Origin of the sequence: Deinococcus phoenicis, from assembly GCF_000599865.1 — a bacterium.
Lineage (GTDB): Bacteria > Deinococcota > Deinococci > Deinococcales > Deinococcaceae > Deinococcus > Deinococcus phoenicis.
Map to the genome: position 1 here is coordinate 28,001 of NZ_JHAC01000038.1, position 14,893 is coordinate 42,893.

A 14,893-nucleotide genomic window follows, 5' to 3' on the forward strand; every position below is an offset into this window, starting at 1 on the left:
TCCAGAAGCCTGAAGATTGTCCCTGGGCAGGTGGCAGACGGGAACGGGCGGTCAGGGTAAGCTGTGGGGGTTTCCGAACACGAACCCCCGCCGGTTCCACACGCGGGAAACCCACCCACACGCGGAGGACGCATGGACATGATTCGCTGGTTCCAGACACTAAGGATGACGGACGTGGAGGTCGTGGGCGGCAAGAACGCCTCTATCGGCGAGATGATTCAGGGCCTGAGCAGTGCCGGGGTGCGGGTGCCGGGCGGCTTCGCCACCACCGCCGACGCTTTCCGGGCTTTCCTGACCCACAACCGGATCGAGGAGAAGATCAACGCGCGGCTCTCGGCGCTGGACGTGAACGACGTGGTGGCCCTGGCCGCCGCCGGGAAGGAGATTCGCGGCTGGGTCGAGGAAGGCGAATTGCCCGCCGAGCTGGAACAGGCCATCCGGGACGCCTACGCCCAGCTGACGCAGGAGGCGGGGGGCACCGAGCCGGACGTGGCCGTGCGCTCCAGCGCCACCGCCGAGGACCTGCCGGAAGCCTCCTTTGCCGGACAGCAGGAAACTTTTCTGAACGTGCGCGGCGCGGATTCGGTGCTGCACCATGTCCGGCTGGTGTTCGCCTCGCTGTACAACGACCGGGCGATCAGCTACCGCGTCCACCACAACTTCGAACATGCGGACGTGGCGCTTTCGGCGGGCGTGCAGCGCATGGTCCGCACCGACCTGGGCGTGAGCGGCGTGGCCTTTACCCTGGACACCGAGAGCGGTTACCGGGACGCGGTGCTGGTGACGGCGGCCTACGGTCTGGGTGAACTGGTCGTGCAGGGGGCAGTCAACCCCGACGAGTTCTTTGTGTACAAACCCGCGCTGAGGGCTGGCAAACGGGCGGTGCTGCGCCGCACCCTGGGCAGCAAGGCCCGCAAGATGATCTACGCCGAGGGCGGCGGTGTCGAATCGGTGGACGTGCCCGAGGAGGACCGCCGCCGCTTCTGCCTCTCGGACGAGGACCTGACCGAACTGGCCCGCCAGTGCGTGACCATCGAGGACCATTACCAGCGCCCGATGGACATCGAATGGGGTAAGGACGGGCGCGACGGGTTGATCTACATCCTCCAGGCCCGGCCCGAGACGGTGCAGAGCCGCGCCGGGCGCACGCTGGAACGCTTCGAGCTTCAGGGAACCGGCGAGGTACTGGTCGAAGGCCGCGCGGTGGGCAACCGCATCGGCGCGGGCACCGTGCGGGTGGTCCGCAACCCCTCGCAGATGGAGCAGGTGCAGGACGGCGACGTGCTGGTGGCCGACATGACCGATCCCGACTGGGAACCGGTGATGAAGCGGGCCTCCGCCATCGTGACCAACCGGGGCGGGCGCACCTGCCACGCGGCGATCATTGCGCGTGAGCTGGGGATTCCGGCGGTGGTGGGCAGCGGCACCGCCACCCGCGAACTGCAAAGCGGACAGGCCGTCACGGTCAGTTGCGCCGAGGGCGACACCGGGTACGTGTACGCGGGCCAGTTGCCCTTCCGCGTCAACCGCGTCGAACTCGACGCCATGCCCGCCGTCCCGATGAAGATCATGATGAACGTCGCCTCGCCCGACCGCGCCTTTTCCTTCGCCGCGCTGCCGAACGAGGGCGTGGGGCTGGCGCGCGTCGAGTTCATCATCTCCAACGTGATCGGCATTCACCCCCGCGCGCTGCTCGATTACCCGGACGTGCCGGATGAGGTCAAGGCGCAGATTGACGAGAAGACCGCCGGGTACGCCTCACCGCGCGACTTCTTCCGCGAGAAGCTGGCCGAGGGCGTGGCGAGCATCGCGGCGGCCTTCGCCCCCAAGCCGGTGATCGTCCGCCTCAGCGACTTCAAGAGCAACGAATACGCCCACCTGATCGGCGGCCCCGCCTACGAGCCGCAGGAAGAGAACCCGATGATCGGCTTCCGGGGCGCTTCCCGCTACCGCTCCGCCGACTTTGCCGCCGCCTTCGCGCTGGAGTGCGAGGCGATCCGCGAGGTGCGGGGCGGGATGGGCCTGACGAACGTGCAGGTGATGATTCCCTTCGTCCGGACGGTAGGCGAGGCGCAGACGATCATCGGGATTCTGGAGAAGAACGGCCTGACGCGCGGCGAGGCTGTGACTGAAGGGGATGAGGGCCTCAAGGTCATCATGATGTGCGAGGTGCCCAGCAACGCGATTCTGGCCGACCAGTTCCTCGAACACTTCGACGGCTTTTCTATCGGCAGCAACGACCTGACGCAGCTCACGCTGGCCCTGGACCGCGACTCCGGGCTGGTGGCCGACCTGTTCGACGAGCAGAACGAGGCCGTGCTGGCACTGATGAGCCAGGCGATCAAAGCTGCCAAGCGGGCGGGCAAGTACGTGGGCATCTGCGGGCAGGGGCCTTCGGACCACCCGGCGCTGGCCCAGTGGCTGATGGAGCAGGGCATCGACTCGGTCAGCCTCAACCCCGACAGCGTGCTGAGCACCTGGCTGCACCTGGCGGGGGAAGAGACGGGCGCGCGGGAGGAAGCGCGGGCGTAAGCCCAGCGCGAAAGAGAGGGGCGGCCCGGCAGGTGGGGCCGCCCCTCTCTTGTCTTTCCGCGCGGGATCAGCTTATTTCAGGCTGTCGGCGCTGACGATCTGGACCTTGGCGACCTGGGGCTGAAGCACCTCGTCGAAGCGCATGATCAGCACCCGCGAGCGCAGACGTTCTCCGTTGTCCGAGAAGGCGACGGCCCCCGTGATGGTCGTGCAGCGGGCCTTGTCGGCGTTGAAGCAGGCGGGAAGGTTGACCTTCCGCATGGCCGCACTCACCTGGGCGCGGGTGGGCAGCGCCTTGGCGTTGGTCGCCGCCGTCTTGATGGCCGCGAGAAGCGCGCTGGTCGCGTCGTAGGCGTACACGGCGACGCCGCTCGGCTTGCTCTTGTAGGCCGCCTGATACCGGTCCGTGAACTCCAGCGCGTTGGAAAAGGCACTCACCGGACCGAAGACGGTGCTGTAGACGACGCCCGCCCCCGCGATGCCGGTCCGCTGGAGAAAGCTGGGGGAATCCAGACCGTCGCCGCCCATGAAGGTCGCCGTGACGCCCGCCGCCCGCAGCGACTTGACGAGCTGGGAGCCGGTATCGTCCGTCCCGCCGAAATACACCATGTCGGCCCCGCTGGCCTTGACCTTCTTCACGGCGTCGGCCATCTGGGCGGGGGTCGACGCGCCCGTGTAGGCGGCAACGTTCACCTTGCGCTTCTTGAGGTTGCTGAGCAGCACGCGGGTCAGGCCGTTGCCGTAGGCCGTGTTGTCGGAGATCACGAACACCGACCGGGCCTTCAACTCGTCCGCGATGTAGTTCGCCGCCGCGACGCCCTGCGCGGCATCCGGCGCGACGACCCGGCTGAAGTGCGCCCAGTCATTCTGGGTGAGCTGATCGTTGGTGCTGGCCGGTGAGACCATGGCGAGGCCCGCCGGGCCGAATGCCTGCGCCACCACGTTCGACACGCTGGAGTTCAGCGCCCCGACTACGCCCAGCACGCTCCTGTCCGCCACGATGGACTTGGCGACCTGTCCGCCCAGCGACGCCGAGGCCTGATCGTCATAGGGCGCCAGCACCAGGTCGTAGCCCAGCGCCTTGAAGGCTCCGGCCTGCTCCTGCACCGCCAGTTCCGCGCCGCGTTTGACCTCGCTGCCGATGGCCGTCAGACTGCCACTCAGCGGACTGACCGTCGCCACCCTGATCGTGGCCGCATGGGCTGCGCCGAGCAGCAGCAGCGCGGAAACTGCCGCCGGCCGGATCCATCCTTTTCTCACCTTTTGCATACGTCACAGTACCGGGGCCAGCTCACAGCGCTCTTACAGGTGTTCCGTCGCGCCGGCGGCCACTCCCACACGCAAACGCCCGTCCGCAGACCGCTCAGACGGCTGACCCCATCCGCCGAGCTGGGGGGACTATCCTCACCCGAGGTCGGGCCGTTCTCTAGCCCGAGCGCGGTTCCTCCCACGCTTCCCCGAACAGGGTCGGCTGCGGCTCGGTGGGCACGCCCAGCCCCGAGACGGTGATGCCCACCAGCCGCACACCACGGCCCGCCGTCAGCTCGGGCGTGACGAGGCCGGAAGCCACCCGCGCCAGCGTCTCCGCAGTCCGCACGGTGTGGGGCAGGGTGACCCGCCGCGTGAGGACCGTCCAGTCCTGGAACTTGAGTTTCAGGATGACCACCCGCCCCGCCAGGCCCGCCCGGTCGAGCCGCCTCTCGACGTTCCGGGCCAGCTCCGGCAGCGCGGCCCGCACCTGCTCCAGCGTGCGGAGGTCCTCGGCATAGGTTTCCTCCGCGCCGATGCTGACGGGCGCGCGGTCCGGCTGCACCGGTCGGTCGTCCTGCCCGCGCGCGATCCGGGAAAAATGCTCGCCCACCCGCCCGAACAGCGTGACCAGCTGCCCGGGGGGCGCGGCGCGCAGGTCGGCCCCGGTCTGAATCCCGTGCGCGGCGAGCTTGCGGGCCGTCGCCGGACCGATGCCGTGGAAGTCGGCGGTGGGCAGCGCAGCCAGCAGGGCGCCGGCCTGCTCGGGCAGCAGCACGGTCAGGGCGTCGGGTTTGTTCAGGCCGCTCGCCAGCTTGGCGAGGAACTTGTTCACGCTCACGCCCGCCGTGGCCGTCAGCCCGGTCCGGGAAAGCATCTCGGCGCGGATTCGCTCCGCGATGCGGGTGGCGCTCGGGCCGCCGGTCAGAGGCGCCGTCACGTCCAGATACGCCTCGTCCAGCGAGAGCGGCTCGACCAGCGGCGTGTACCGCAAAAAAACCTCGCGGACCTGCGCGCTCACCTCGCGGTACGCCTCGAAGCGCGGCGGCACCACCCGCAGGTCCGGACAGCGTTCCAGCGCCCGGTACAACGGCATGGCACTCCGGACTCCGTCCACGCGCGCCTCGTAACTCGCCGTGAGGACCACGCTGCGCTTGCCGCCCCAGGCCACCGCGACGGGCTGCCCACGCAACCGGGGATCGTCACGCTGCTCCACCGACGCATAAAAGGCGTCCATATCCACATGGATGATCTTGCGTGGCCCCGCCACGGCCCTTCCCTCCCCCACCCCGGCCCCCGCCAGGGTCAGGGTTCCAGTTGCAGGTAGATCGCCTTCAGGTATTCGGCCTCGGGGAAGCTGGCGTGGTGGTCGGGCGCGTGGCGACTGGTCCGCAGCTCACGCCATTTGCGGCCGCTGCGCCGCGCCGCGCCCCGCACCGCCTCCCAGAACTCCTCGGCGCTGACGTGCGCGCTGCACGAGGCACTCACCAGCACGCCGCCGGGCGCGAGGCGGCGCAGCCCGTCGGCCGCCAGTTTGGCGTAAGCGCGAATGGCCCCTTCCCGCTCGGCTTCCCGCCGCGCCAGCGAGGGCGGGTCGAGGACGATCAGGTCGAAGGTGCGCCCCGTCTGCGCGAGCCACTCGAACACGTCCGCCTGCACCGTTTCATGCCGCGCCGTGAGGCCGGGGTTCAGGGCGAAGTTCCGCTCTGCGCTGGCGAGGGCGTGCGCGCTGATGTCGAGGCTGACGACCTCCCGCGCCCCGCCCCTCGCCGCGTACAGCGAGAAGCCCCCGGAAAAGGAAAAAGCGTTCAGCACCCGCCGCCCCCGCGAGAGCGTCTCCACCCGCCGCCGGTTCTCGCGCTGGTCGAGGAAAAACCCGGTCTTCTGCCCGCGCACCACATCCGCCTCGAACTGAAGGCCGGATTCGCGGAAGATGACGGGGCCGTCCGGCTCCGCACCCACCAGGGTCTGACCATCGTGCAGGACCGCCGCCTGCGCCAGCGCCTCAATGTTGCGACTGAGGCGCAGCACCACGCGTCTGGCCGGAAAACGCTGCGCAAGCAACTCCAGCAGCAGGGGCAGGTGCGGGAACCAGGCCGCCGTGTAGAGCTTCAGGACCAGCGTGTCCGCGTAGCGGTCCAGCACAGCCCCCGGGAAACCGTCGCTCTCGCCGTTCAGCAGGCGGTAACCGTCCGTCTCCCCGGCCTGGTTCACCGGTCCGAACAGGGGCGCACGCCGCAGCAGGGCCAGATCCAGCCGGTGCGCCCACCACGCCTCGTTCACGGTCACGGGCGTCCCCACGTGCAGCACCCGCAGCCGCAGCGGCGAGTGGGGATCGTACAGACCGAGGGCCAGAAAGCGGTCGCGGCGGTCGTACACCACGGCCAGTTCGCCCGCCTCCCCTGCGCGGTTTTGCTCGCGCACGCTCGACTCGTACAGCCAGGGGTGCCCCGCGCGCAGGTGCGCTTCCGCCGGGGCCGACACACGCAGGCGCAGGCGGGGGCGGGCGGGGGAAGAGGTGGGAAGGTCGGGCATCGGGAGGCAGGGTAGCGCAGGTGTCTGGCCGGGACTGTGCCGGATATGGGGCAACGCGGCCGAACTTCAACCGCTACTCTGGGCCGGATGAAAAAGCTTGCCCTGCCCTTCCTGAGTGCCGCACTGCTGCTGGCTGCCTGCGGGGGCGACCCCCGACCGACCGCCGACACCACGCCGCCCACGGTGGCTCTCCAGGCGACCCAGAGCGGCACCACCGTCAACCTGACCGCGACGGCGACCGACAACGTCGGCGTGACGAAAGTCGAATTCTACCGGGGCAATACCCTGCTCTCGGCGGATACGACGGTGCCCTACACCGCCAGCCTGCCCGTGACTTCCGCCGATAACGGGGCCGTGAACTTCACGGCCAGGGCCTACGATGCGGCGGGCAATCAGGGACAGGCGGGGGCGCAGGTCACGGTGAACATCCCCCGGGCCGGGACCCTTTACCAGGGCGTCTGGGGCTGGGCGGTGGCCGATGCCAGCACCGGGGACATTATCGAGACGGGTGCGATGGTCCTCGTCGATGAAGGCGACCACGAGGGCCGCAAGGTGGCCGTCGGCGCATACACCAACACGGCTCAGAGCCAGACGGGGGCCAGCCTCCTGGGGCCCATCACGGCGGCGGGTGAGCTGGAAACGATCTTCTCCTACGACCTGAATACCGAAGATCCCCGCGCCTACCTCGTAGCGATTGATGATGACGGTCAACTGGAAGCGACGGAGGACGGCCCTGCCTTCTTCGGCGCCGGCGCCCTGTTCGACCGCGCGACCCAGCAGCCCAACCGGGCGGTTGATGTCCTTCTCCTGCAACTCGACGACGAGGTACCCGCAGGTCAGGACGCTCAGGCCACGGCGAAGCGCAATGCGCGGGCACTCGCCGCCAGTACCCTGCGGCATCAATTCCGCACGGCATCTGGCCTCCAGGCCCAGACCCTGAAGACCGGTGCCCTTCAGCAGGCGGCGCGCGACATTCTGCGCCGCTGAGTTCATCCGCAAAAGTGAGCAGAGGGCGGCCCCATACATGGGGTCGCCCTTTCTCCACTCTGAAAAGCCTCAGTCTGCTGCCTGCTCGCCCTGCCCTTCTTCCGGGTAGACCTCGATCACGCCCGCCGCGCCCATGCCGCCGCCGATGCACATGGTGATCAGGGCCTTGCCGCCGCCGCGACGGCGCAGTTCGTAGATGGCGGTGGTGGTGAGCTTGGCCCCCGAGCAGCCGAGAGGATGCCCTAGCGCAATCGCGCCGCCGTTCACGTTCAGCTTCTCCTCGGGGAGGCCGAGTTCACGGATGACGGCGAGGCTCTGGGCGGCAAAGGCCTCGTTCAGCTCGATCAGGTCGATGTCGTCCAGCGTCAGGCCGGTCTGCGCCAGCACCTTGGGAATGGCCTTCACGGGGCCGATGCCCATCAGCTCCGGCTCGACGCCGGCAACTGCGAAGCCCAGGAACTTTGCCAGGGGCTTCACGCCGAGTTCCTGCGCCTTCTCGCCGCTCATCACCAGTACGGCGGCGGCACCGTCGGAAAAGGGGCTGGAGTTGGCGGCGCTGACCGAGCCGGTGGCCTTGAAGGCCGGGCGCACCTTCGCCATGTCTTCCAGGTTGGCGTCCCGGCGAATCAGCTCGTCCTTGTCGAAGTTGACGGTCGTGCTGGTTAGCTTGGTGCCCTTGAGCTTGTCCACCTGCACGGGCACGGGCACGATTTCCTCGTCGAAGCGGCCCGCGTCCTGTGCCGCCGCCGCCTTCTGGTGACTGCGGAGGGCGAACTGGTCCTGGTCCTCGCGGCTCACGCCGTACTTGGCGGCCACGTTCTCGGCGGTCAGGCCCATGCCGATGTACGCGCCGGGGCGGTCGTCCACCAGGTCGGGGTTGGGGCTGGGGTTGTGGCCGGTCATGGGCACCATGCTCATGCTCTCCACGCCGCCCGCCAGCATCACGTCGGCCTGGCCGGTCTGGATGGCCGCCGCCGCCATGGCGATGGTCTGGAGGCCGCTGGAGCAGAAGCGGTTGACGGTCACGCCGCCCACGCTATCGGGCATCCCGGCCCGCAGCGCGGCCATGCGGGCCACGTTCAGGCCCTGCTCGGCCTCGGGGATGGCGCAGCCCAGGTACACGTCCTCGACGATGCTGGGGTCCACGCCCGCGCGCTTGACAGCCTCGTCCAGCACGAGGGCGGCGAGGTCGTCAGGGCGGGTGTTGGCGAGGGTGCCTTTGACGCCGCGACCCACGGGGGTCCGGACGGCGGAAACGATAACTGCGTCACGCATGTGGTTCTCCTTGTTTCAGACCGGGCAGAACCCGGTGAATGAACTTCTCCAGCGCCGCGTCGTACTGCTGGGGGTCTATGTTCCAGCAGCGAATGTGCTTGGCCCCCTTGACGCGGTGGTACTCCACGAGGTCCGGGCGGGCGGCGGCGAGGGCGTCCGACTGTGCCACTGGAATGGTACGGTCACGGGCGCCGTGCCACAGGAGGATGGGCACCTTGAAACCCGGGGCGGCTTTGAGCTGGTCCACCACGTCGAAATCCTGCCCGCTGCGCCGGGTGACGAGGGCCTGCACCGCCCGCCCGATGTGCCGCGCCAGGAAGGCCGGGAGGCCGTAGCGTTGCCCGTTCGAGCGAATCACGTCCCGCCAGTCCAGCGCCGGGCAGTCGAGCATGACGCCCGTGACAGGCAGGGGCAGTGGCTCGTGTTCGGGCCGCAGCACGCTCAGGGCAATGTTGCCACCCATGGAAAAGCCGTACAGCACGGCCCGCTGGTAGCCCGCCTGCCGTGCCCAGTGCAGGGCCGCCACCACGTCCCCCGCCTCCTCGTCGCCCAGGGTGTGGAAGCCGCTGGGGGAACGGGGCGCGCCGTAGGCGTTGCGGAAGGTGACGAACAGCGACCCCGCCCCGGTGCGCCGCAGCGCCGGAAGCATCCGCAGCGCCTGCGACCGCTGTCCCCCGTGCCCGTGAATCACGATGACCACGGCGTCGCGCTCGCCTGAGGTGGGCGGGATGTGCCAGGCGGGCATGTCACCCAGCGGCGTGTCCACCGCCACGTCCTCGTAGGCCACGCCCAGCTGGGCCGGGGTGCCGTTGTAGACGAAGGTAGACACCCAGGCCACCGAGCCGTTCGGCAGCACCCCCCGCTCCTCCAGCACGGGCCGCTGCACCAGCGTGCCCGCCAGGCGGTGCGGCCCCAGCAGGGCGTGGCCCCGGTTGGGCCGGAGGGGCACGACCCCCACCACGCCGCGCGAGAGCGTCTCCGGCGAGGCGGGCAGCCACACCGTGTTGCCCCGCCGCCCCACCGGCACGAACACGCCCTTCACCCAGCGCGTCTTGGACCGCAGGGTGATGTCCGCGCCCACCAGCGCCCCGGCCACCAGCAACGTGGCGTAGGCCAGGGCGGCCCAGCCCAGGACACGTCGGCGGGACAGAGAACGCAGGCGGGAAAGGGGGCGCGGGGGCATGTCCGGTTCTCCGCTCAGTTCCGCAGGGGCTTGCCGGTCTTGAGCATGTGGGCAATGCGGTCCTGGGTGCCCTTCTTGCCCAGCAGCGTCAGGAAGGCTTCGCGCTCCAGGTCGAGGAGGTGCTGCTCACTGACCTTCGCCGTGCGGTTGTTGCCGGTGCCGCCGCTGAGAACGTGGGCGAGCTGCATCCCGACTTCGGCGTCGTACCGGCTGGCGTAGCCGCCCTCGGTCATGCCGTAGAGGGCCAGTTTGACGGCGGCCACCGCAGCCTCGCCCATCACGGGGATGTCCTGGCGGGGTGTGGGCATCACGTAGCCGGGCGCGAGGGCCAGCACCATCCGCTTGGCCTCCTCGATGATATGGTTCCGGTTCATCGCAATGGTGTCGTGGTCGCGCAGGAAGCCCAGTTTGCGGGCCTCCAGGGCACTGGTGGACACCTTGGCGGTGCCGATCAGCTCGAAGGCACGCTGCACGGCGGGCAGCAGCGGCTGGCCGGGCTGAAGCTGATCGGTGAAGCGCAACAGCATTTCCTTGGTGCCGCCGCCCCCGGGAATCAGGCCCACGCCCACTTCCACCAGACCCATGTACGTTTCCGCACTGGCGACGATATGGTCGGCGTGGATGCTGAACTCACAGCCGCCGCCCAGCGCGAGGCCAAAGGGAGCCGCGACGGTGGGGTGGGGCGAGAAGCGCATGGAGGTCGTGACCTGCTGGAACTGCTTGATGGCGCTGTCCAGCTCGTCCCATTCCTCGTCCTGCGCCTGCGACAGGATCAGCGGCAGATTCGCGCCCGCGCTGAAGTTCTCGCCCTGGTTGCCCAGCACGAAGCCCGCGTAGCCCATCTCCCCCACCAGCTTGTGCGCGTCCTGCACGGCGCGGAGCTGGTCCTCGCCCAGCGCGTTCATCTTGGCGTGCCACTCGACCAGCAGCACACCGTCGTCCAGGTCCACGATGCTCGCACCGGGGCGCTTCTTGACGACCTTCGTGGCGTCCTTCTTGAGGTCCGTCAGGATGAAGTAGGGAGCCTCGTACTTCGTCGGCTCGCCCGCCGGGGTGACGGTTTCACCGCCTTCGTAGAAGCGGTCGCGGCCCGTCTCCTTCATCTTCTGGAGGAGGGGCGGGAGGGTGCGCCCCTCACCTTCCAGGTTGGCGATGACGTTCTGGACGCCCAGGGTATCCATCGTCTCGAAGGGGCCTTCCTCCCAGCCGAAGCCCCACTTCAGGGCGTTGTCGATGTCCTGAAGGCGGTTCGAGACATTCCCGGCCATCTTGGCGGCGTACCAGAAGCCGTCGTTCATCACGCCGCGCAGGAAGTCGCCTTCCTTGCCTTCCGCGTTGTAGAGGGCCTTGACGCGCTGGGCCAGCGGCTGGTTCTTGACGCTCTCGACCAGGGGCACCTTGACCTTGCCCCGGTCCTCGTACTCCAGCGAGTCGAGGTTGAGCGACAGAATCTTCGTCTTGCCCTTCTCGTCCTTGGTCTTCTTGTAAAAGCCGCCGCCGGTCTTGTCGCCCAGGAACTTCTTGTCCTCCACCAACCGCCTGAAGGTGTCGGTAAGGCTGAAGTCCTCGTCCTCCGGCGTGGCTTTGCCGAGGTCCTGCGCCACGTGGTAGATGATGTCCAGGCCCGAGAGGTCGGCGGTGCGGAAGGTGGCACTCTTGGCGCGGCCCAGCGCGGGGCCGGTAAGCTGGTCCACCTCGTCGGGCGTGAGGCCCGCTTCCTGCATGTGCTGCATCGCGCGGACGATGCCGTACACGCCGATCCGGTTGGCGACGAAGCCCGGCACGTCGTTGGCGATCACGATGCCCTTGCCCAGCACGTTCTCCCCGAACGCCACGAACGCCTTCAGCACTTCGGGGTCGGTTTTGGGCGTGGGGATCACTTCGAGGAGGTGCAGGTAGCGCGGCGGGTTGAAGAAGTGCGCGCCCACGAAGCGGCGCTGGAAGTCTTCCGAGCGGCCCTCGATCTGGAGGTGCATCGGGATGCCGCTGGAGTTGCTGGAGATGATGGCCGTCTTCTTGGCGACGCCTTCCACCTTCGCCCACAGGTCACGCTTGGCGTCCAGCTTCTCGATAATGGCTTCGAGAATCCAGTCGGCGTCCTTGAGCTTCTTCAGGTCGTCTTCGAGGTTCCCCGGCGTGATGAGGCCTGCGCGGGCCGGGTCCATGAAGGCGGCGGGGCGGGCCTTGAGCGCCCGCTGAATCCCCTGCTTGGCGAGGAAGTTGCGGTCGGGATTGTCCGGCAGCACGATGTCGAGCAGCAGCACGGGAATGCCCGCGTTGGCAAGTTGCGCAGCGATGGCGGCACCCATCACGCCCGCGCCGATGACGGCGGCCTTCTGAATACGGTAGGGCTGTATCTTCATGCGACCTCCTGAAGCAGAACCAAAAATCTTGAACTCGGTTCAATTTTAAGGTGTGGCGGGGCGTTTGTCCACTCGTCTCCCTGGCACCACCTCAACTTTGAGCCGTTCTTCACGTGGACGGAAGTAGCCCCCGCTGGCCCGTACAGTGGGGGCAGTTCCTCCCACAACCCCTGCCCGACCAGAGCCGCAAGGAGACGCGGCTGGATGCCGAAACGCCCGCCACATGGACGGGCGTTTCTTGCCGGGAAGCTCTTGGCCGGAAGAGCTTTTGCTGAACGCTAGATGAAGCTCTTTACCACGTAGACCACGACCAGTCCACCCAGCGCGGCCAGGGCCGCGAGACTCAGGCGGCGGTCGCGGTTCCAGGCGGTGACGGCGACCCAGAGGGCGGCCAGCACCGGGACCAGGCCCACCCAGGTGACGCCCACGGCGGCCAGGTCCGGAAACAGCACGCCGACCGCCAACAGGACCACCGCCACCCAGAAGCCCGCCGGATACAGCCAGGCGGGGAGGCCCGCGAGTTCGCTGGGGTCCTTCTGCGGGGTCATCCGTGCCCCCAGTATTTCCACAGGAGCTGACCTGCCGTGAAGATCAGCAGCAGACTGAAAAACAGCTTGAGCTGTGCGGCGGGAATGCGGCTTTGCAGCCCGGCCCCCGCCCGCGCCCCGACCAGCACCCCCAGCGCCACGCCCGCCGCGAGGCGTACGTCCAGCAGCCCGCCCGCCTGGTACACCAGGGCGTTACCCACGGCGGTCAGGCCCATGATGAAGGTGCTGGTGGCAATCGCCTGCCGGATGGGCACGCCCGCGAGCAGGTTCAGCACCGGCACCTGCACCGTGCCCCCGCCGATGCCCAGCAGCCCGCTCATGATGCCCGCGAAGGTCATGGCGGGCGGCACCAGGCGGCTGGGTTCCCGCTCCACCTCCACCCGCTTCAGGCCACGCAGCAGGTTATAGGCCGAATACAGCAGCAGCAGCGCGAAAACGGTCGCCACGGCCCGCGCGGGCAAGACCAGCCCGAGAAAGGAGCCGACCGCGCCGCCCAGAATCGTGTATGGCGAGAGCAGGTAGCCGGTGCGGGCGCGCACCAGCCCCTGTTGCAGGTAACTGGCGGCCCCGCTCAGGCCCACGGCCAGCACCCCGATCTGCGATACGGCCACCGCTTGTCCGATCGTGATGTCGCGCCCGAACAGCGGCAACACGAACTCCAGCGCGGGCACCACGACCACACCCCCACCGAGGCCCAGGATGGCCCCCAGCACCCCGGCCAGCAGGCCCACGCCGATCACAGCGAGCATCAAGGGAAGATCACGCGGAAGAGGCTAACACGCGGATGCCGGCAACCGACCAGACAACGGCGGCCCTGGGCGGCCATCTCGCGGACATAGGCTTCAATTGACCCGAATCCCCAGGCCGGGACCGTCCGCCTCCTCGAACACCTGCGGACCGGTCAGGTCACCCAGCAGGGCGTTCCCGGCGTTGTCCTGGATGCCGAGGCTCTGCTCCCGAATCAAGGCGTTGTGCGATGCGGCGGCCACCCGGAGGCAGGCGGCCCGCGCGACCGGTCCCAGCGGGCAGTGCAGGGTCAGGGCCACGTCGTAGGTTTCGGCCATCGCCGCATCCTGTAGGAACTGCTTGAATAGCCCCTCTGTTCCCCAACGCGATGGGCGTGCCGGTCAGACAGCACATGGCCCGCAGCGGGCCGAGTTCGCCACGCGGACCAGTACCTCGTCGACTTTGCGGGCGCTGCCGAGGTCCCGGAGTTCCCCGGTGGCGTTCATCTTGACGGTAGTGAACCCCTCCGACGTGGGCGAGGTGGGCACACTGGCGAGGCGGAGAGGCCTGTTTGTTACAGTCGGGCCATGGACTTTCACGATTTGACACGTGTCGACCTGGACACGGCCGATCACCTCCTCCGCAGCCTGCGCGGCGTCATGGCGCGCCACGGTGTACTGAACCTCAAGGCCAGGGCCGGAGAACAGGGCCATCTGGAACTTCAGCAGGACGGCACGGCTCACCCCTTCGCCCTGCATCTGACGTGGGCACACCCCGGCGACCTCCCACGCTTGCGGCAGGCGGCGGCACTCCCCGCAGACGTTCCGCAGGAGACGGAGCGGGACGAGGTGACCTTCTACGGGGATTTGCTGATGGCGCTGCTCCGTATGGGCGTGCGGCGGGTGGAGTTCGGACCGGGGAGCCTTCTGGCCTTCGTGCCCGATGCTCAGGAGTCAGGCGGGATCGCCTTTAGAGGTGAGGGCCTCGTGTTCACGCCCCGGTGACGAGAGTCGTGGGGCGGGGAAGTCTCCCCTCCCGACCAGAAACGAACCTCCCGCCGCAGGGCCGGGGCAAGTACAAGGTGAAAGACAAACGGCACCGGGCGCTTTACCCAACGCACGAGACAGCAGTATCGGTGGCTTGACTGGCACGCTCTTCGCGGCACACCGCCAATCCCACTGGGTCTGGGTGGCCTGCCTGTATCTGAAGGACTTGAATCTCGGCAACCGTCAGCTTGCCCATGAACTCGGGTTGAATGAAGACGACGCTTGAAAGGCAGACGAGGACGGGACACAGCAGCCAACGACAAACCGCCTGTTCTCGGCATGATCGCCTGTGGCGGTCAGCTCTTCCTGCGGATGTGCGACAACGTTCAGCAAAGCATCCGCAGTGGGACAGCCATCAATGCCGACGAGTACAGCAGCTATGCCCGGCTGCCTGAATGAGGCGATCCTCACACGACCATCAACCCTGCTGAGGTGAGGTTGCTCCAGACG

11 protein-coding genes and 1 pseudogene are annotated in these 14,893 nt (G+C 68.3%); 3 read left to right on the forward strand and 9 right to left on the reverse strand.

The features are described from left to right. The first annotated feature begins 132 nt into the window (after positions 1–132). Positions 133–2,532 carry a phosphoenolpyruvate synthase gene (gene ppsA, locus DEIPH_RS12145; RefSeq protein WP_034358442.1) on the forward strand — a complete coding sequence of 800 codons (2,400 nt, stop codon included), beginning with the start codon at positions 133–135 and terminating at the stop codon, positions 2,530–2,532. 72 nt (positions 2,533–2,604) lie between these two features. Here ppsA and DEIPH_RS12150 read toward each other — a convergent pair whose 3' ends face one another. From DEIPH_RS12150 to DEIPH_RS12160, 3 genes are all read right to left on the reverse strand, one after another. Further along, the gene (locus DEIPH_RS12150; protein WP_034358445.1) at positions 2,605–3,801 is read right to left on the reverse strand and encodes a branched-chain amino acid ABC transporter substrate-binding protein; all 1,197 of its coding nucleotides are present in this window, start codon (positions 3,799–3,801) and stop codon (positions 2,605–2,607) included. 157 nt (positions 3,802–3,958) lie between these two features. Further along, positions 3,959–5,050 carry a DNA polymerase IV gene (gene dinB / locus DEIPH_RS12155; RefSeq protein WP_034358447.1) on the reverse strand — a complete coding sequence of 364 codons (1,092 nt, stop codon included), beginning with the start codon at positions 5,048–5,050 and terminating at the stop codon, positions 3,959–3,961. Positions 5,051–5,085: 35 nt separating this feature from the next. Next, positions 5,086–6,315, reverse strand: a complete 1,230-nt coding sequence (locus tag DEIPH_RS12160; RefSeq protein WP_034358449.1) for a 23S rRNA (cytosine(2499)-C(5))-methyltransferase — start codon at positions 6,313–6,315, stop codon at positions 5,086–5,088. A gap of 87 nt (positions 6,316–6,402) precedes the next feature. Between DEIPH_RS12160 and DEIPH_RS12165 the strand changes: the two genes are divergently transcribed. Next, positions 6,403–7,302, forward strand: a complete 900-nt coding sequence (locus tag DEIPH_RS12165) for an Ig-like domain-containing protein (protein ID WP_034358450.1) — start codon at positions 6,403–6,405, stop codon at positions 7,300–7,302. A gap of 69 nt (positions 7,303–7,371) precedes the next feature. On the opposite strand, the gene DEIPH_RS12170 is transcribed toward DEIPH_RS12165, so the two are convergent. The 6 genes and pseudogenes from DEIPH_RS12170 to DEIPH_RS12195 all read right to left on the reverse strand — a co-directional run. Then, entirely contained in the window at positions 7,372–8,577 is a 1,206-nt protein-coding gene (locus DEIPH_RS12170) for a thiolase family protein (protein WP_034358452.1), read from the reverse strand. Beyond that, on the reverse strand, positions 8,570–9,760 hold the full coding sequence (locus DEIPH_RS12175; RefSeq protein WP_034358455.1) for an alpha/beta hydrolase family protein: 1,191 nt from the start codon (positions 9,758–9,760) through the stop codon (positions 8,570–8,572). Before DEIPH_RS12175 ends, DEIPH_RS12170 begins: the two co-directional genes overlap by 8 nt. 14 nt (positions 9,761–9,774) lie before the next feature. Next, on the reverse strand, positions 9,775–12,123 hold the full coding sequence (locus DEIPH_RS12180) for a 3-hydroxyacyl-CoA dehydrogenase/enoyl-CoA hydratase family protein (protein WP_034358458.1): 2,349 nt from the start codon (positions 12,121–12,123) through the stop codon (positions 9,775–9,777). A 278-nt stretch (positions 12,124–12,401) separates the two neighbouring features. Next, entirely contained in the window at positions 12,402–12,671 is a 270-nt protein-coding gene (locus DEIPH_RS12185; protein WP_034358460.1) for a hypothetical protein, read from the reverse strand. After that, positions 12,668–13,420 carry a sulfite exporter TauE/SafE family protein gene (locus tag DEIPH_RS12190; protein WP_034358462.1) on the reverse strand — a complete coding sequence of 251 codons (753 nt, stop codon included), beginning with the start codon at positions 13,418–13,420 and terminating at the stop codon, positions 12,668–12,670. Before DEIPH_RS12190 ends, DEIPH_RS12185 begins: the two co-directional genes overlap by 4 nt. A gap of 93 nt (positions 13,421–13,513) precedes the next feature. Then, positions 13,514–13,744 (reverse strand): annotated as a pseudogene (locus DEIPH_RS12195) (enolase C-terminal domain-like protein); the annotation flags it as partial. 240 nt (positions 13,745–13,984) lie between these two features. On the opposite strand from DEIPH_RS12195, the gene DEIPH_RS12200 reads away from it, so the two are divergent. Continuing rightward, on the forward strand, positions 13,985–14,401 hold the full coding sequence (locus DEIPH_RS12200; RefSeq protein ID WP_034358465.1) for a hypothetical protein: 417 nt from the start codon (positions 13,985–13,987) through the stop codon (positions 14,399–14,401). Positions 14,402–14,893: the final 492 nt, after the last annotated feature.